19 protein-coding genes and 1 pseudogene are annotated in these 16,734 nt (G+C 68.6%); 10 read left to right on the top strand and 10 right to left on the bottom strand.

The window, feature by feature from the left end:
- The first annotated feature begins 18 nt into the window (after positions 1-18).
- On the top strand, positions 19-939 hold the full coding sequence (locus G6N30_RS02820; protein ID WP_134059782.1) for an alpha/beta fold hydrolase: 921 nt from the start codon (positions 19-21) through the stop codon (positions 937-939).
- Positions 940-948: 9 nt separating this feature from the next.
- Here G6N30_RS02820 and G6N30_RS02815 read toward each other — a convergent pair whose 3' ends face one another.
- The gene (locus G6N30_RS02815) at positions 949-1,422 is read right to left on the bottom strand and encodes a hypothetical protein (RefSeq protein WP_134059779.1); all 474 of its coding nucleotides are present in this window, start codon (positions 1,420-1,422) and stop codon (positions 949-951) included.
- Positions 1,423-1,461: 39 nt separating this feature from the next.
- Here G6N30_RS02815 and G6N30_RS02810 point away from each other — a divergent pair.
- The 9 genes and pseudogenes from G6N30_RS02810 to G6N30_RS02770 all read left to right on the top strand — a co-directional run bounded on the left by G6N30_RS02810 (position 1,462) and on the right by G6N30_RS02770 (position 9,949).
- A pseudogene (locus G6N30_RS02810) lies at positions 1,462-2,762 on the top strand (NADH-ubiquinone oxidoreductase-F iron-sulfur binding region domain-containing protein).
- Positions 2,759-3,073 (top strand): ferredoxin, encoded by a 315-nt coding sequence (locus G6N30_RS02805; RefSeq protein WP_134059773.1) that lies wholly within the window; start codon positions 2,759-2,761, stop codon positions 3,071-3,073. The pseudogene G6N30_RS02810 and the gene G6N30_RS02805 overlap by 4 nt, the downstream one beginning before the upstream one ends.
- Positions 3,074-3,075: 2 nt before the next feature.
- Positions 3,076-4,728, top strand: a complete 1,653-nt coding sequence (locus G6N30_RS02800; RefSeq protein ID WP_134059770.1) for a thiolase C-terminal domain-containing protein — start codon at positions 3,076-3,078, stop codon at positions 4,726-4,728.
- A gap of 23 nt (positions 4,729-4,751) precedes the next feature.
- Entirely contained in the window at positions 4,752-5,612 is an 861-nt protein-coding gene (locus G6N30_RS02795) for an alpha/beta fold hydrolase (RefSeq protein WP_134060327.1), read from the top strand.
- Positions 5,613-6,431: an NAD(P)-dependent oxidoreductase gene (locus tag G6N30_RS02790; protein ID WP_134059767.1), complete on the top strand. Its 819-nt coding sequence runs from the start codon at positions 5,613-5,615 to the stop codon at positions 6,429-6,431.
- The gene (locus tag G6N30_RS02785) at positions 6,428-7,243 is read left to right on the top strand and encodes an NAD(P)-dependent oxidoreductase (protein ID WP_134059764.1); all 816 of its coding nucleotides are present in this window, start codon (positions 6,428-6,430) and stop codon (positions 7,241-7,243) included. Before G6N30_RS02790 ends, G6N30_RS02785 begins: the two co-directional genes overlap by 4 nt.
- Before the next feature lie 63 nt (positions 7,244-7,306).
- The gene (locus G6N30_RS02780; protein WP_134059761.1) at positions 7,307-8,509 is read left to right on the top strand and encodes a cytochrome P450; all 1,203 of its coding nucleotides are present in this window, start codon (positions 7,307-7,309) and stop codon (positions 8,507-8,509) included.
- A complete protein-coding gene (locus G6N30_RS02775; RefSeq protein WP_134059758.1) occupies positions 8,506-8,703 on the top strand; it encodes a ferredoxin in 198 nt (65 codons plus the stop codon). The genes G6N30_RS02780 and G6N30_RS02775 overlap by 4 nt, the downstream gene beginning before the upstream one ends.
- A 28-nt stretch (positions 8,704-8,731) precedes the next feature.
- Positions 8,732-9,949: a cytochrome P450 gene (locus tag G6N30_RS02770; protein ID WP_134059756.1), complete on the top strand. Its 1,218-nt coding sequence runs from the start codon at positions 8,732-8,734 to the stop codon at positions 9,947-9,949.
- 68 nt (positions 9,950-10,017) lie between these two features.
- On the opposite strand, the gene G6N30_RS02765 is transcribed toward G6N30_RS02770, so the two are convergent.
- From G6N30_RS02765 to G6N30_RS02725, 9 genes are all read right to left on the bottom strand, one after another.
- Positions 10,018-10,305, bottom strand: a complete 288-nt coding sequence (locus tag G6N30_RS02765; RefSeq protein ID WP_134059753.1) for a DUF1330 domain-containing protein — start codon at positions 10,303-10,305, stop codon at positions 10,018-10,020.
- Positions 10,306-10,321: 16 nt separating this feature from the next.
- The gene (locus G6N30_RS02760) at positions 10,322-10,513 is read right to left on the bottom strand and encodes a ferredoxin (RefSeq protein ID WP_134059750.1); all 192 of its coding nucleotides are present in this window, start codon (positions 10,511-10,513) and stop codon (positions 10,322-10,324) included.
- On the bottom strand, positions 10,510-11,796 hold the full coding sequence (locus G6N30_RS02755; protein ID WP_134059747.1) for a cytochrome P450: 1,287 nt from the start codon (positions 11,794-11,796) through the stop codon (positions 10,510-10,512). Before G6N30_RS02755 ends, G6N30_RS02760 begins: the two co-directional genes overlap by 4 nt.
- A 91-nt stretch (positions 11,797-11,887) precedes the next feature.
- The gene (locus G6N30_RS02750) at positions 11,888-12,412 is read right to left on the bottom strand and encodes a carboxymuconolactone decarboxylase family protein (RefSeq protein ID WP_134059744.1); all 525 of its coding nucleotides are present in this window, start codon (positions 12,410-12,412) and stop codon (positions 11,888-11,890) included.
- Positions 12,409-13,254: a TauD/TfdA dioxygenase family protein gene (locus G6N30_RS02745; protein WP_134059741.1), complete on the bottom strand. Its 846-nt coding sequence runs from the start codon at positions 13,252-13,254 to the stop codon at positions 12,409-12,411. The genes G6N30_RS02750 and G6N30_RS02745 overlap by 4 nt, the downstream gene beginning before the upstream one ends.
- A gap of 19 nt (positions 13,255-13,273) precedes the next feature.
- A complete protein-coding gene (locus G6N30_RS02740; protein ID WP_134059738.1) occupies positions 13,274-13,609 on the bottom strand; it encodes a hypothetical protein in 336 nt (111 codons plus the stop codon).
- Entirely contained in the window at positions 13,606-14,868 is a 1,263-nt protein-coding gene (locus G6N30_RS02735; protein WP_134059735.1) for an aromatic ring-hydroxylating oxygenase subunit alpha, read from the bottom strand. The genes G6N30_RS02740 and G6N30_RS02735 overlap by 4 nt, the downstream gene beginning before the upstream one ends.
- 39 nt (positions 14,869-14,907) lie before the next feature.
- Positions 14,908-15,651 (bottom strand): SDR family NAD(P)-dependent oxidoreductase, encoded by a 744-nt coding sequence (locus G6N30_RS02730; RefSeq protein ID WP_134059732.1) that lies wholly within the window; start codon positions 15,649-15,651, stop codon positions 14,908-14,910.
- 30 nt (positions 15,652-15,681) lie between these two features.
- Complete coding sequence (locus G6N30_RS02725) at positions 15,682-16,713, bottom strand: ferredoxin--NADP reductase (protein WP_134059729.1); 1,032 nt, start codon at positions 16,711-16,713, stop codon at positions 15,682-15,684.
- Positions 16,714-16,734: the final 21 nt, after the last annotated feature.

Below are 16,734 nucleotides of genomic sequence, written 5' to 3'. Positions count from 1 at the left end.
CGCTCGCGGAGGTTTCGCATGACCACTACCGACGACGCGACCGAGCAGCTCGGTCCCGAGCTCAAGCGCGGCGAGAGGACCATCGAGATCAACGGCGGCAACGTCGTCTACGAGATCCTCGGCAAGAGCGGTGACTTCATCGCGCTGACCCCGGGAGGGCGCTTCAGCAAGGACATCCCGGGGCTGCGACCGCTGGCTCAGGCACTGGTCAAGGGCGGCTACCGCGTCCTGCTCTGGGACCGGCCGAACTGCGGGAAATCCGACGTGCAGTTCTACGGTCAGAGCGAGTCCCATATGCGGGCCGAGACGCTGCACCAGCTGATCACCACGCTCGACATCGGGCCGTGCATCCTGGCCGGCGGGTCCGGCGGGGCGCGCGATTCGATGCTGACGACGATGCTGCATCCGGAGATCGTCACCAAGTTGGTGGTGTGGAACATCGTCGGCGGCGTGTACGGCTCGTTCGTGCTGGGCTCGTACTACATCGTGCCGAGCATCCTGGCCGTCCGCGGCGCCGGGATGAAGGGCGTCGTCCACGTCGCGGAGTGGCAGGAACGGATCGCCGAGAATCCGGCCAACCGCGACCGCATCCTGCGCCTGGACGCCGACGAGTTCCTCAAGTTGATGCTGCGCTGGCTCAACGCGTTCGTCCCCAAACCGGGTCAGACGATTCCGGGAGTCGAGGACGAGATGTTCGACAACATCCGGGTGCCGACGCTGATCATCCGCGGCGGGGAGAACGACCTCGACCACCCCAAGCGGACCTCACTGGAGGTCAGCTGCCTGATCAAGGGTTCGACGCTGATCGACCCGCCGTGGCCGGAGGACGCCTGGGAGCGTGCGGGCGAGAAGCGCGCGTCAGGAAAGGTCAAGCGGTTCAACATGTTCGACACCTGGGTGCAGGCAGCACCGGCCATCCTCGACTTCCTGGGCCGGTAGGCGACCATGTCACCGGATGCGGATGTGCACCTCGCAGTTCAGCGAGGCCTCCAGCGCGGTGTGGATGCGGCTCTCCGGGATCCGGTCCAGGTCCGCCTTACGCAGCGTGACGTGGACGACGTCCCAGCCGTCGTCGTCCGCGGTCCTGGTGACCTCGCCGGTCAACCCGAAGCCGGCCAGCACGCCGAGCGCGTCGTCGTCGGTGCCGCGGCTGATGTAGGTGAGCACACCCGCGACCGGTTCAGTGCCGAACGCCTCCGCGCACATGGCGACCGCCAGGGCCGTGAGGGCCTGCGGGTCGTCGCCGGCGATCAGCAGCTCGGCCTCGCGCCGGCTCGGGGGCATCGCGGGCAGGTTGTTGTCCACCACTTCGGCGCCCGCCGCGGCGCCGAGTTCGCGCAGACGCGTCATGCCGCCCGCTAACTGTGCGGGTGTCAATTCACCCGCCGGGTCGACGCCCACCCGCACCACCGCAGTCCTCATGCCGGCCAGCCTAACCGGCACTGAACGAGGTAGAAGCCGATGAACCCCACCGCCACAACCGATCTCACCACCGCCGTCTGGCCCGGCGGCACCCCGCGCCTGCTCCAGGTGCCGACCGGTCGCGAGGACTACGCCGATTACGCGCAGTCCGGCGGGTACCGTGAGCTGCCGGATCCGGACCGACTGCTCGAAGAGGTCGAACTGTCCGGACTGCTCGGGCGCGGCGGTGCCGCGTTCCCGATGGCGGTCAAACTCCGCTCGGTGCGCGATCACGGCCGGGCCCGCGGCGGTGCCGTCGCGATCGCGAACGGCGAGGAGGGCGAACCCGCCTCGATCAAGGACCGCTGGCTGCTGCGGCGTCGTCCGCACCTCGTGCTCGACGGCCTGCGGCTGGCCGCTCGCATGGTGGCCGCCGACCGCGCGGTGGTCTACGTCTCCGACCCGGAGGCCGCCCGCAGCGTGGAAACGGCGCTGTCCCAGATTGATTCGGCGGTGCTGGACGGCGTGTCGGTGAGCGTGGTGTGCGTCGACGCCGGCTACGTCGCGGGTGAGGAGACCGCCGCGGTGCGCGCCGTCAACGGCGGGCCGGCCAAACCGACCGACAAGCCACCGCGGCCGTTCGAGGAGGGGTGGGCGGCCTGCCCACCCTGGTCAGCAACGTCGAGACGCTGGCGAACCTGCCGTACCTGCACAGCCACGGGGCGCGCGATTACCGGGCGGCGGGCACCCCGTCGTCGCCCGGCACCTTCCTGGCCACCGTCACCGGGGGCGGCCTGCCGCCGGCGCTCTACGAACTCCCCCACGGCGTCGCGCTGGCCGATGTGCTGTCCTGGCACGGAATCTCCCCCGACCGGGTGGGCGGGGTGCTGATGGGCGGCTACTTCACCGGTCTGCTCAACCGGGACGTCCTCGACGCGACGCTCGACCACGAGGCGCTGCGCCGGCTCGGCAGTGGATTGGGCTGCGGGGCGGTAGGGGTGCTGACCGACGAATGCCCCGTCGCGGTCGCCGCGTCGGTGCTGGCGTACTTCGACCGGGAGAACGCCGGGCAGTGCGGATCGTGCTTCAACGGCACCGCGGCGATGGCGGCGGTCGCCGGGGCGCTGCGCGACGGCGTTGCCGCCGACGAGGATCTGGCCCGGCTGGAACGCTGGTCGGTGGTGCTGCGGGGCCGCGGTGCCTGCGCGACGCTCGACGCCGCCACCAACGTCGCGGCCAGCCTGCTGACCGCGTTCCCGCAGGCCGTGACGCGGCATCTGCAAGGTGCCTGCGACAGCTGCGCGGTCGAGGCCTTCGACGTCCGACGACCCTACGAAGTAGAGGCGGTGGTGACCGCGTGAGAGTCCGTCTCGATCGCACCATGTGCGACGGTTTCGGCATCTGCGCCAAGCATGCGCCGGAGTACTTCTCGCTCGACGACTGGGGGTACGCCTCATTGATCGGCAACGGCACGGTGCCCGAGGCCGACCAGCCCGCGGTGCGGCGGGCGCTGCTCGACTGCCCGGTACACGCCATCATCGAGATGCGCGAGGGAGAACCGGTGCGCGACAGGCCTTCACAGCCGCCGGCCGGTGCCGTGTCCGTGGACGATGCGGCGAACGGCGACCACGCCGGCGCCGTCCGCGAAGAGCACATGCTGCCGGGGCTGTAGACGTGGCCGACATCCCGGGCCGGCCCCTGCCGCAGATGACCGCGCAGAACGAGTTCTTCTGGACCGCGGGCGGCGACGGCGAACTGCGCATCCAGGAGTGCCAGGACTGCCAGTCGCTCCTCCACCCGCCACAACCGATCTGCCGGTACTGCCGCAGCCAGAAGCTGGGTGTGCGTACGGTTTCCGGCCGTGGCACGCTGGCCGGGTTCACCGTCAACCACCGCTTCGGCTTCCCCGACCTGCCGCCGCCGTACGTGGTGGCCCAGGTGGCCGTCGACGAGGATCCGCGAGTGCGGCTGACCACCAACATCGTCGACGCCGATCCGGAGACCCTGGTGCTGGGCCAGCCGATGCAGGTGACCTTCGCCCAGGCCGACGACGTCTGGCTACCCCTGTTCCGTCCGGTGGACGGCGAACCCGGCGAGCTGCCCGCCGACGACATCGCGCCCGAACGGTTCGTCGACCACGTCCGGCCCATGCTGCGCCGCGAGAAGTTCGAGGACCATTCGGCGATCACCGGTATCGGGGCCTCACGGCTGGGCCGCCGGCTGATGGTGCCGCCGCTGTCGCTGACCATCGAGGCATGCGAGGCAGCGGTCGCCGATGCGGGCCTGACGTTCGACGACATCGACGGGCTGTCCACCTACCCCGGCCTGGACGTCGCGGGCATGGGTGAAGGCGGTGTCACCGCCCTCGAAGGCGCACTGGGGCTGCGGCCCACGTGGATCAACGGCGGGATGGACACCTTCGGCCCCGGCGGTTCGGTCATCGCGGCGATGATGGCCGTCGCGACCGGGATGGCACGCCACGTGCTGTGCTTCCGCACGCTGTGGGAGGCGACGTTCGGCCAGCTGCTCAAAGAGGGCAGGATGGCGCCGCCCGGAGGTGGGCGGACGACCAGCTGGCAGATGCCGTTCGGCGCGACCTCGGCGGCGCACACGCTGGCCCTCAACGCGCAGCGGCATTTCCACCGCTACGGCACCACCCGCGAGACGCTGGGCTACATCGCGCTCAACCAGCGGGCCAACGCCGCGCTGAACCCGACGGCGATCTACCGCGACCCGATGACGATGGACGACTACCTGTCGGCGCGCCCGATCACCACCCCGTTCGGCCTGTACGACTGCGACGTACCGTGCGACGGCGCGGTCGCCGTCGTGGTCTCGGCCGTCGACGCCGCGCGCGACATGGCGAAGCCACCGGTGTTCATCGAGGCCGTCGGCACCCAGATCCTCGAGCGCACCGATTGGGATCAGACCACGCTGACCCACGAACCGCAGGTGCTCGGCCAGTCCGCGCACCTGTGGACCCGAACCGAGTTGCGGCCCGGCGACGTCGACGTCGCCGAGCTGTACGACGGCTTCACGTTCAACTGTCTGTCGTGGATCGAGGCGCTGGGATTCTGCGGGATCGGCGAGGCGAAGGACTTCCTCGACGGCGGCCACAACATCGCCCGCGACGGCGTGCTGCCGCTCAACACCCACGGCGGGCAGCTATCCCACGGCCGCACCCACGGGATGGGGCTGATGCACGAGGCCGTCAGCCAGCTGCGCGGGGAGGCCGGTGAGCGCCAGGTCGCCGACGCCCACGTCGCCGTGGTCAGCAGCGGCGGACTCACGCCCAGCGGGGTGCTGCTGCTGCGGAGCGACGCGTGAGCGCGCCGCGCCCACGCGTCGTCATGGTCGACGGCGTGCCGATGTCGGGTTTGATGGCCGAGGCCGCGGACCCCCGCGCGGTGATCGTCGCGCTGCACGGCGGTGCGAGCACCGCCGCGTACTTCGACTGCCCGGGACACCCCCGGCTGTCGTTGCTGCGGGTCGGCGCGGCACTCGGCTACACCGTGATCGCCCTCGACCGGCCGGGTTACGGGAGCTCCGCACCGTACCCCGACGCCCTCGAGCTGCCGGAGCAGCGAGTCGCACTGGCCTACGGCGCGGTCGAGGCGATGCTGGGCGAAAGATCGCGCGGCGCCGGGCTGTTCGTGGTCGCGCATTCCAACGGGTGTGAGCTCGCCCTGCGGATGGCCGCCGCAGATCAGGGCGCCGACCTCCTCGGTCTCGAGCTGGCCGGCACGGGTCTGCGCTACCAGGACGCCGCACTCGAGATCCTGCGCGACGCCGGGCCCACCCGCAGGCCGCCCGGGTTGCGCCAGTTGCTCTGGGAGCCCGCCGACCTGTATCCGGACGCGGTGCTGTCCGGGATCACGAACTCCTCGACGGGTGCGCCGTACGAGGCCGCGATGGTCAGGGACTGGCCGCAGCGCGACTTCCGTGCGCTGGCCGCCCGGGTGCGGACACCGGTGCGTTTCAGCCACGCCGAGCACGAACGGGTGTGGTGCTCCGACGGCGACGCGCTCGCGCAGATCGCCGGGATCTTCACCGCGGCAGCGTCGTTCGCCTCCGCCGAGCAGTCCGCCGCCGGGCACAACCTGAGCCTGGGTGTGACCGCGGCGGCCTATCACCTCAAGGTGCTGGCGTTCGTCGAAGAGTGTGTGGTGGCCCGCGACCGCGCGGGACGAGTCGATGTGGAGGTGGGTTAGATGCGCGTCGGGTTCATAGGCCTGGGCAGCCAGGGTGCGCCGATGGCGCGACGGATCGTCGAAGGCGGGTACGAGCTGACGCTGTGGGCGCGCCGGCCGGCCTCGGTGGAACCGTTCGCCGACACCGCCGCGAAGATCGCGGGCAGCCCCGCCGAACTCGCGGCGGCCAGCGATCTGGTGTGCCTGTGCGTGGTCGGCGACGACGACGTCCGCGAGGTGCTCGACGGAGACAACGGCGTGCTGGCCGGCCTCGCGTCCGGGGCACTGATCGCCATCCACAGCACCGTGCATCCGGACACCTGCAGGGAGATCGCGCAGAAGGCCGCGGCACAGGGCGTTTCGGTGATCGACGCACCGGTCAGCGGCGGCGCCCCGGCGGTCGAGCAGGGCACGCTGCTGGTCATGGTCGGCGGCGCGGACGACGACGTCGAGAGGGCGCGTCCGGTGTTCGCCACGTACGCCGACCCCATCGTGCACCTGGGCCCGCTCGGCAGCGGCCAGGTGACCAAGATCCTGAACAACCTGTTGTTCACCGCCAACCTCGGCAGTGCGCTGAGCACACTGGAACTCGGTGAATCGCTGGGCATCCCGCGGGTCCGCCTCGCCGAGGTCCTCAACGGCGGATCGGCCACCAGCAAGGCGCTCGGCAGCATCAGCATGTTCGGCGGCACCGTGGAGGGCCTCGCGCCGATCGCCGGTGCGCTGCTGCAGAAGGATGTCCGCCACGCCGCGAACATCGCGGCGACCGCGTCGGCGCCCGAGGGATCGGTCTTCACCGCGGCCGACACCGCCCTGGAGTCGATGGACCACCCGCGGTGAGCAAGATCGGCTTCGTCGGGGCCGGACGCATGGGTGCGCCCATGGTGCGCCGCCTCGTCGAGGCCGGACACACCGTCACCGTCCTGGGCCGGACCCAGGAGAAGCGCACGGCCGCCCAGGAACTGGGCGCCATCGCGGTGTCCGAACCGGCCGACGTCGCCGCCGACGCCGACGTCGTGGCCGTGTGCGTGTTCACCGACGATCAGGTGCGCAACATGTGCCTCGACGACGGCCTTCTCGCCGCGATGGTGCCGGGCGCGACGCTGGTCATCCACACCACCGGCAGCCCGGCCACCGCCCGTGACATCGCCGCCCGCGGCGAGGAGTACGGCGTGGCGGTCGTGGACGCGCCGATCAGCGGCGGGCCGCACGACATCGCCGAGGGGACGGTGACGCTGTTCGTCGGTGGTGCGGCCGCCGCCGTCGACGCCGTGCGGCCGGTGCTGGGCGCCTACGGCGATCCGGTTCTGCACGTCGGACCGCTGGGCGCCGGGCAGAGCGTGAAGCTGGTCAACAACACGGTGTTCGCCGCGCAGATCGGGTTGCTGCGGGAGGCGGTGCGGCTGGGCGGCGCGCTGGGCGTGGCCGAACCCGACCTGCTGACCGCGCTGACCCACGGCAGTTCGGCGAGCCGGGTGCTGACCATGATCGCGCCACGTGGATCGGTGGGCACGTTCCTCGACATGGCGGGGGCGTTCGTCGGCAAGGACGTCGAGGTGGTCCGCACGATCGCCCGTGAGGCCGGAACCGGCCTCGGTGTGCTCGAGGACGCGATCGCCGAACTCGCTCTCACGAGAGACGAAAACTGTTAGCGTTACAGTAAGTTTGCTGTACGTAACGCTTCCGGCTATCAGCCCGCCGCGAAGGAGGAGCCCATGACCAAGCCACGCTTGAAGTTCGACCCGTTCTCGCAGGAATACTTCGACGACCCGTACGAGATCTATCGGCGGATGCGCGACGACACCCCGCTCTACTACGACGAGGACGAGGACTTCTACGCGCTGACCCGGCATGAGGACGTCGCGGCGGCGCTCAAGGACTACGAGTCGTTCTCGTCGACCCGTGGGTGCCACCTGTCGATGATCAAATCCGGCGAGGGGTTCCAGAAATCCATCATCTTCATGGATCCGCCGGAACACCGCTTCATGCGCAGCCTGCTCAACAAGGCGTTCACGCCGCGCGCCATCCAGTCCCAGCACGCCACCGTCGTCAACCTCGTCGAGCACTACCTGAGCCAGGTCGATCCGGACAATTTCGACGTGGTGCAGGACTTCTCGGGTCCTTTCCCGGTCGAGGTGATCACCCGGATGGCCGGTGTCCCCGAGGAGTTCCGCCAACAGGTCCGGCACTGGATCGACAAGGGTCTGGAAGTCAAGCCGGGACAGCTCGAGATGTCCGACGAGAACATGCAGGCCAACATGGAGGCGGGCGTCTACTACTACAGCCTGGTCCAGGAACGTCGGGCCAACCCGCAGGACGACATGATCAGCCGACTGATCGCCGCGGAGATCCCGGGCGAGAACGGCGGAATGCGCAGGCTCGATGACATCGAGATCACCGGCTTCACCGCGCTGCTGGGGGGCGCCGGCGCCGAAACGGTCACCAAGCTCGTCGGCAGCGCCGTCGTCGAGTTCGCGCGGCACCCCGAGCAGTGGCAGCTGCTGCTCGACGACCGCAGCCTGATTCCCGCCGCCGTGGAGGAACTCCTGCGCTACGTCGGACCGGTGCAGTACAACGTGCGCTACACGCTGCGCGAAGCCCATGTCCCGAGCGGCGTGATCCCCGCGCACAAGCCGGTGTTCCTGATGAAGGCCGCCGCCAACCGCGATTCGCGCGCGTTCGACGACGCCGAGACGTTCGACATCACCCGCGACCGCACCCAGGCGCAGAACCTCGGCCTGGGCTACGGCATCCACAGTTGCCTGGGTGCGGCACTGGCCCGCATGGAGACCGCGATCGCGCTGGAACACCTGCTCGACTTCATGCCGCGCTACGAGGTCGACTTCGACGGGCTGGAACGCGTGCACATGCAGAACGTCGCGGGGTACCACCATGTCCCGGTTCGGGTACTGCGATGAGCAAGATCGTCGTCGATTTCGGCCTGTGCGAGAGCAACGGGGTCTGCATGGGCATCATCCCCGAGGTGTTCGACCTGGACGATGAGGACTACCTGCATGTCCTGACCGATGAGGTCACCCCTGAGAACGAAGAACGGGTCAAAGAAGCGGTGCGCCAGTGCCCGCGGCAGGCCATCAGCATCCGCGAAGAATGAGACGCCTCGCGGCCGACCGGGAGAGTGAATGACCACCCCAAAGACCAATTCCGATCTCGTGTTCGACCCGTTCTCCGAGGAGTATTTCAACGAGCCGTGGGAGATCTACCGGCGCATGCGCGAAGAGGCGCCGGTGTACTACAACGAGGAACTGGACTTCTACGCGTTGTCGCGGCACGCCGATGTGGCGGCCGCGTTCAAGGACTACCAGACGTTCTCCTCGGCGTACGGCCTCGACCTGTCGATGGTGAAGACCGGTGAACCGGCCCCGTTCAAGATGATCATCCTGATGGATCCGCCGGAGCATCGGCAGATGCGCAGCCTCGTCAACAAGGTGTTCACCCCGCGGGCGATCGCGAACCTCAAGCCGATGGTCGAAGAGACCATCGACTCGTGCTTCCGCGCCGCCGATCCTGAGCATTTCGACGTGGTGCAGGAGTTCGCCGCCTTCTTCCCGGTTGAGGTGATCACCCGGATGCTCGGCGTCCCGGAGGATCGCCGCCAGCAGGTGCGCCAATGGGTGGACACCTCGCTGCACCGCGAACCGGGCCAGGAGGAGATGTCCCCGGAGGGCATGCAGGCCATCGCCGAGGCCATGGGCCTGTACTTCGAGCTGATCGCGCAACGCCGGGAGAACCCGCAGGACGATATGTTCACCCGCCTCGTGCAGGCCGAGATCGAGCGTGAAGACGGGCGGATGGAACGCCTCGACGACCTCGAGATCGCGGGCTTCGCAACGCTTCTGGGCGGCGCGGGCGCCGAGACGGTGACCAAGTTGATCGGCAACGCGGCCGTCACGTTCGCCCGCTTCCCGGATCAGTGGCAGAAGCTGCTCGACGACCGCAGCAAGATCCCCGCCGCGGTCGAGGAACTGCTGCGCTACGAGGCGCCGGCGCAGTACAACGTCCGCCGTTCGATGAAGGACGTGACACTGCACGGCGTCACGATCCCCGCCGGCAAACCCGTGTTCCTGCTGGGTGGTTCGGCCAACCGCGATCCCGAGGCGTTCACCGACGCCGACACCTTCGACATCGACCGTGACCGCACCGAGGCGCAGAACCTCGGCTTCGGATACGGCGTGCACAGCTGCCTCGGCGCGGCGCTGGCGCGGATGGAGAGCGCGATCGCGCTGGAGCGCCTGCTCGACTTCATGCCCCGCTACGAGGTGCTGTGGGACGAGTGCCGTCGGGTGGCCATGCAGAACGTGGCGGGTTGGTCACACGTCCCGGTGCGGGTCCTGAAGTAACCCGCGAAACCGCATTCCCGGCTGCCAAGCGGTGCGCTTGACAGCCGGGAATGCGGTTTCGGGGAGTGCTAGCCGAGGCCGTGCAGGATGACGCCGTTGCAGTCGGCGGCGGCCTGCCGCAACTTGACCGCCTCCTGGTAGGCGTCGGAGTTGTACCATTCACGGGCCGCCTCGACCGACTCGAATTCGAGCAGCACCGTCTGGGTGCCGTGCCACTCCCCCTCGAGCACTTCGGGTTTCGAGTCGAACGACAGCAGTGTCGAACCGGCCATGGTCTGCGCGGCCAGCTTGCCGTACTCGGCCATACCGGCCGGGTCCTTGACGTCTTCGGTGATGAGGATGTAGCCCTTGGGCACTGTGTCTCCTTGTCGCTCAGCTGATTTCGACGATGGCTTGTTCCGGGCAGTTGGAGATGGCGTCCTTGGCCGCCCCTTCGAGCCCGTCGGGCACGTCGGACGGGTCCGCGACGGCGTATCCGTCGTCGGTCATGGTGAAGACCTCCGGGCACAGCGTGAGGCACATGCCGTGGCCGCGGCAGCGGTCCTCGTCGACGGTGACCTTCACGACTGTCCCCCTGTGACGTCGAACTCCAGATGCAGTTCGGTGAGACCGCGCAGGATGTAGGTCGGGATGTAGCCGTAGCGGCGGTCACCGGCCGGCCCGTGGTGCGTCTCGCTGATCCGGATGTCGGTGGTCCGGTCGAGCAGCCGTTCGAGGCCGACGCGCGTCTCGGCGCGGGCGAGCGGCGCCCCGGGGCAGCTGTGGATGCCGCGCCCGAACGCCAGGTGCTGGCGGGCGTTCTTGCGCTGTGGGTCGAAGGTGTCGGGGTTCTCGAACCGGCGCGGATCGCGATTGGCCGCGCCGTTGATCACCATCACCGTGCTTCCGGCGGGCAGCGATTCGTCGCCGACGGTGGTCGGCACCCGCGACAACCGGAAGTCGCCCTTGACGGGGCTCTCGATGCGCAGGCACTCTTCGATGAAGTTGGGCAGCAGGCTGCGGTCCTCGCGCAGCGCGCGCTGGATGTCGGGGTGGTCCCCGATCACCTTGAGCGCCGTGGACAGCAGGCGCACGGTGGTCTCCTGCCCGGCGGAGAACACGTTGGTCGCGACCCGCACCACGTCGGCGACCTCGGGCATCGTGCCGTCGGGGAACGTCGCGGTCGCCAGCCCGGTCAGCACGTCCTCGCGGGGTTCGCGCCGCCGGTCCTCGATGTACTCGGCGAAGATGTCGTAGAGGTACTCCAGCGGTGTCTTGGTCAACGACTTGTCGGCGCTGCCCAGCGCGCCGCCGTGGGTGCCGCGTGCGAGGCGCTCGAGGAGTTCGGGCCGGTCCTCTTCGGGCACCCCGAGCAGATCGGCGATCACCCGCAGCGTGAACGGCGCCGCGAAGCCCTTGATGAACTCCCCCTCACCCGGTGCGAGGAAGTCGTCGAGGATGTCGTCGGCCAACTGCCACATGGCGTCCTCGTTCTCCTTGAGGCGCTTGGGCGTGATCAGCCGCATCAACAGGGCGCGGTGGTTGGTGTGGGTCGGTGGGTCGAGTGTCGGTAGCTGGTCGCTGAACGGGATCTCGTCGCGGTGCTTGACGATCAGGTCCGTGACGTCGTCCCCTTCCAGGGGGATCGGGAAGCCGGGGAACGGCCCGGTCACCGAGATGCACGAGGAGAACGTCTCGGCGTCGTTGTAGACGTCGACGGCCTCCTGCCACCCGGTCACCATCGTGACGCCGTAGTGGTTCTCCTTGGTGACCGGACACTTCTCGCGCAGCGCCGCGTAGAACGTGTACGGGTCGTCGGTCAGACGGCCATCCCGGAAGAAGTCAACCGCGGTGAGGTCCTCCGCCATGCGCTGCTCCATTCGATCCCAGAAGCGAGAACGTTATTCTCATCTTTGCGTATCAGGTTTTCATACCACCAGGGCGGCGTCAACGAGGGGGTTACTCCGCCTCGATACCGAAGGCGTTCACCGCGAGAGCGAGCAGGTGGTAGCCGCCGATCGTGAACACCAGGTCCATCCGTTGCGGGTCGTCGAGGTGCCGGCCCAGCGCAGCCCACGTCGCGTCGGCGATCGTGCTGTCGTGCTCGAGTTCGTCGACCGCACGCAGCACCAGGCTGTCGAGCTCGTCGTCGAGGGCCCCGGTCTTGATGCCGTCGATCTCGGCTGCCGTCAGCCCGGCCCGCGCAGCGAGCTCGACGTGGTGGTCCCACAGGTAGTCGCACCGCCGCCAGAGCACCGCGCGCATCAGCGCCACCTCCCGGATACGCGCGCTGAGCGTCGAATCCCGCAGCAGGTAGGCGTTGAACTCCAGATACGCGCGCGTCAGCGGCCGGTGCCGGACCAGGGTCCCCAGGATGTTGCCCGCATCGCGGGGATTGGCGCGTTCGGCGGACAACAGCGGCCCCAGGGCGTCGCGGACGCCGTCGTCCCACTCGTCGGGCGGCAGCGGCGTCAGGCGCGTCACTGGATCGGTTCGTCGCCGAGCACGGTGGTGCGCAACATCTCCCGCGGTGAGTTCTCCGGGTACGGCGCCGCGCGATGCAGCACGCCCCGGTTGTCCCAGATGACGGTGTCGCCGACCGACCACGAGTGGCGGTAGACGAGTCCGGGGCGGGTGGCGCGGTCGAGCAGGTCGGCCAGCAAAGCCCTGCCCTCGTCGAGGTCCATTCCGACGACGTGATCCGCCGAAGCGCCGAGCACCAGCGATCTGCGGCCGCTGCGGTGGGTCCACACCAGGGGATGTTCGTGGGTGGGACGGGACCGCCAGCGCGCCAACAACTCCGGGGACGGATCCGGGGTGACCCGGCGCTGCGAGGCCTCCAGCGAGTGCACCACCCGCAACGATGCCAGCCGCTGCTTCTCGTCCTCGCCGAGCCGGTCGTAGGCGCCGTAGGCACTGGCGAATTCGGTCTCGCCACCGCTCTCGGCCACCCGCAGCGCCGAGAGCACCGTCGCCATCTGCGGATATTCATCGCCGGTGGGCGTGCATCCGTCGATGTGCCAGTCGAAGGTCGCGCGCAGATAGGCCGCCGAAGAGTTCTTCGACTTGTCGAGGGTGACGGGATAGATGCCCGCGACCGGGTGGTGCCCGTCGGACGAGTGGTCGATGTCGCCGAGGCGCCGGCAGAAATCCACCTGCGCCTGCGGACCGAGGCGCAGACCCGGAAACACCAGCACGCCATTGTCTTCCAGCGCCTCGAGCACCGCGGTGGCCAGCGCCTCGTCGGCGGCGAGCGCGTCGGGGTCGAGCCCGGTCACCTCCGCCCCGACCGATGCGGTGAGCTTGTTGATCGTCAGCAGACTCATGGTCGTTCCATCCTGTAGGTCACGGCACCGGCGCGCTGACGCGGTTCATCACAGCGTCGGCGGAGTCGGCGGGCTTCTGCGTCCCGAAGATCTCGACGGCCATCGAAACCATGATCATCGAGTAGATGAGGTGCAACAGGTTCAGCGCGTCGTCGGGTACATCGTCGAGCGGAAACTTGTCGCAGTAGTCGATCGCCTCCTCGAAGCGTGGCGAGAACGCATCGTAGAACTCGCGGATCTCCGGCATCGGGGTGGCCAGCCGGGTCGCCCAGCGCTCGGCTTCGGTGGCCAGACACCACTTCTCGGCGAACGGTTCGAATTCGGCGAAGGCGCTGGGCAGGCGTGATCCGGTCATGACACCCCCACCGGCCGGTGTTCGCTGCGGTACTCCTCGACCCAGTCGACGGCCACTTTGTGCAGATGGCGCACGAGGATCTCCTGATCGGACAGCGGGTAATCGTCGACCACGTCGTATTCGAGCGCCGCCTGGGTACCACCGAGCATGCCGGCGTCCTGGAGCGCGAACTCCTTGAGTACCACGGACGCGACCTCGTGTTCGATGCGTTCGCGCACGGTGCGCGCCGGGTGGAAGGCGTTGTAGGCCTCGAACTTGTGGGTGTTGTGCGACGTCGGCCAGTACCGGTACAGCAGGTACCAGCCGTGGTAGATGAGGATCTCCAGGTTCGGGAAGATCTGGAAGTTCGTGATGCCCCACGGTTCGATCCCGCCCGGGTTCAGGCCGGCCGAGTGATGGGTCTCCGGGGTACGCCACGGCCCCACCAGGCCGCTGCGCGTGACCCGTTCGACGGGATACATGTACTCCGGCGCGAGCAGCCAGCGCCGGGTGCCCGCGGTGGACACCAGCCGGTGCGGCCCGTCGATCTGGAAGTGCCCGCACTCGAAGGTCGCGTTCGGCTGGCGCACCTCGCTGGGCACCTGCTGGCTGTGCAGTGACGGGACGTGGTAGTACTCCTGGAACGCGTCGGCGAAGATCTTCCAGTTGCTGTTGTTGTGCGCTTCGAATTCGTAGCGCTCGGTCATGAGCTCGAACGGATAGTCGTCGAGCGCGGTGATCATCGGACCGAGGAACTCCCGCAGGCTCCATCGGGGCTCCGGGTCGAGGTTGATGAAGATGAACCCGTTCCAGACGTCGCACTGCACCGGTGCGAGCCCGAGGTTCTCGGTGTCCAGCCCGAAGAACTCGCCGGCCTGCTGGACGAACTTGAGCTCGCCGTCGAGGCCGTAGCGCCAGCCGTGGTACTTGCAGGTGAACTGCCGGCAGGTGCCTTTGACCTCCTCGTTGGGATAGTCGTTCCACACCAGCTTGTTTCCGCGATGGCGGCAGACGTTGTAGAAGGCGCGGATCGTCTCGTCGCGGCCCTTCACCACGATCACCGAGACCTTCGCCACGTCGATTTCCTTGGTGAAGTAACTGCCGACCCGCGGCACTTCCTCCACGCGGCCGACGTTGAGCCATGCCCGCTTGAACACCGCCTCGCGTTCGAGTTCGTAGAACTCCGGCGAGATCGAGTCGCGGAACGAGATCGGTCCGGTACCGAGTTCAGGATAGTGTTCCGTCCAGCTGCCCTCCGCGGGCTTAGGCCACCGGGCCATGCGAACCTCCGTGCGCTGTCGTGTTTCTCGTTGTCGTCATCACATCACCGAGCCGCCGTTGACACCCAGGGTCTGACCCGTGATGAACCCGGCCTCGTCCGAACACAGGAAGCCGACCGCGGCCGCGATGTCGTCACCGGTGCCGAGGTGGCCGACCGGGATGCTGGCCGCCATCTGTTCGTTGGGCGGCAGGAAGCCGGCCGCCTGCGACTCGTGCTGCATGGGCGTCTCGATGCCTGAGGGCGGGATGTTGTTGACCGTGATGCCGGCTGTGCCGTATTCGCGCGCCAGCGATCTGGTCAGCGACAGCAACGCGCCCTTGGAGGCGGCGTAGTGCGCCATCCCCGGCGATCCGCGCTGGGCGCTCGACGAGGAGATCATCACGATGCGGCCCCAGCCGGCCTCGAGCATGTCCGGGACCGCGACCTGGCAGCAGTGGAAGGTGCCGGTGAGGTTGACGTCGACCAGTCGTTGCCAGGACTGCGGCGAGATCTCGACGAACGGAGCGAAATCGACGAGGCCGGCACTGGTCACCAGGATGTGTACCGGGCCGAGCTCGGTGCGCACCTTGGCGAAGGCCTCCTCGACGGCCGCGCGGTTGCTCACGTCGGCGGCAACGCCGAGCGCCGTGACCCCGTCGGCCCGTAGATCCTCGGCGACCCGTTGCGCGGCATCGCCTTTGAGGTCCAGAACGGCGACCCGGTGTCCCCGCCGGCCCAACTCGTGGCAGGTCGCCTCGCCCATGCCGGAGGCGCCCCCGGTCACCACCGCGACCCGGCTCATCGGACAAGCCTGTTCATCAGATTCTCGCTTCTACTCGTAGACCACGTGGACGGTCCGGCTGGTGGGCAGCGCCTGACAGGTCAGCACCCAGCCCTCCTCGACTTCGTCGTCCTCGAGGGCGTCGTTGTTGAGCATGCGCGCGCTGCCGTCGACGACCCGCGCCATACACGTGCCGCAGGAACCGGTTTCGCACGACGAGGGGGCGCGCAGGCCAGCCATGCGGGCCGTCTGCAGCAGCGTGTCGCCGTCGCGGTAGGGCTGGGTGGTCGTCCGGCGGTCCAGCTCGATCACGACCTCTTCGGTCGCCTCGCCGGCATCGGCGGCAGGCGGCGGTGCCTCGGCGACCGTGAACCGCTCGAGGTGCAGCCGCTCCTTCGCCACCCCGGCGGTCAGCAGGGCCTTCTCCACCGTCGCCATGAACGGCGCGGGTCCGCAGATGTAGTAGTCGGCGTCACCGGCTCCGGCGATGAAGGCCTCGACGTCGGCGGCGGTGACCACGCCGCGGTCCTCGTCGTAATGGTGCGACACGACGAGCCGGTCGGCGTGCGCCTCGGCCAGGGCGGCCAACGGTTCGGAGAAGATGACCGAGTCGCGGCCACGGTTGGCGTAGAACAGCCGCACCGGGCGGGCCGTGCCGGCCAGCGCCGTCCGCACGAGCGACATGATGGGGGTGATGCCGCTGCCGCCGGCGAACGCGATCAGCTCCGCTGACGCGGAGACCTCCTGCCGCAGAACGAATCTGCCCTCAGGCGGCATAGCGAGCAGCTCGTCGCCCTCGGTGGCGCTGTCGTTGATCCAGTTGGAGACCACACCGCCGGGATCCCGCTTGACGGTGATGCGCAGTTCGTCCTCGATCGGCGCCGACGACATCGAATAGCACCGGCGCAGATACTGTCCGCCGACACTGACACGCAGGGTCAGGAACTGCCCGGCCTGGTAGCGGTACCGGTGCGAACAGTGTTCGGGCACATCGAGCACCAGGGACACGGCGTCGGACGTCTCGCGCACCACCCGCTTGATACGCAGCGGCGCGAATCCGTCAGGGCTACCGTCGTCGACCATCGAGGCAACGATATCAAGTAC

The organism is Mycolicibacterium litorale, from assembly GCF_010731695.1.
GTDB lineage: Bacteria > Actinomycetota > Actinomycetes > Mycobacteriales > Mycobacteriaceae > Mycobacterium > Mycobacterium litorale.
The sequence above is the reverse complement of the archived record's forward strand: the minus strand, read 5'-3'. Positions and strand labels throughout refer to the sequence as shown.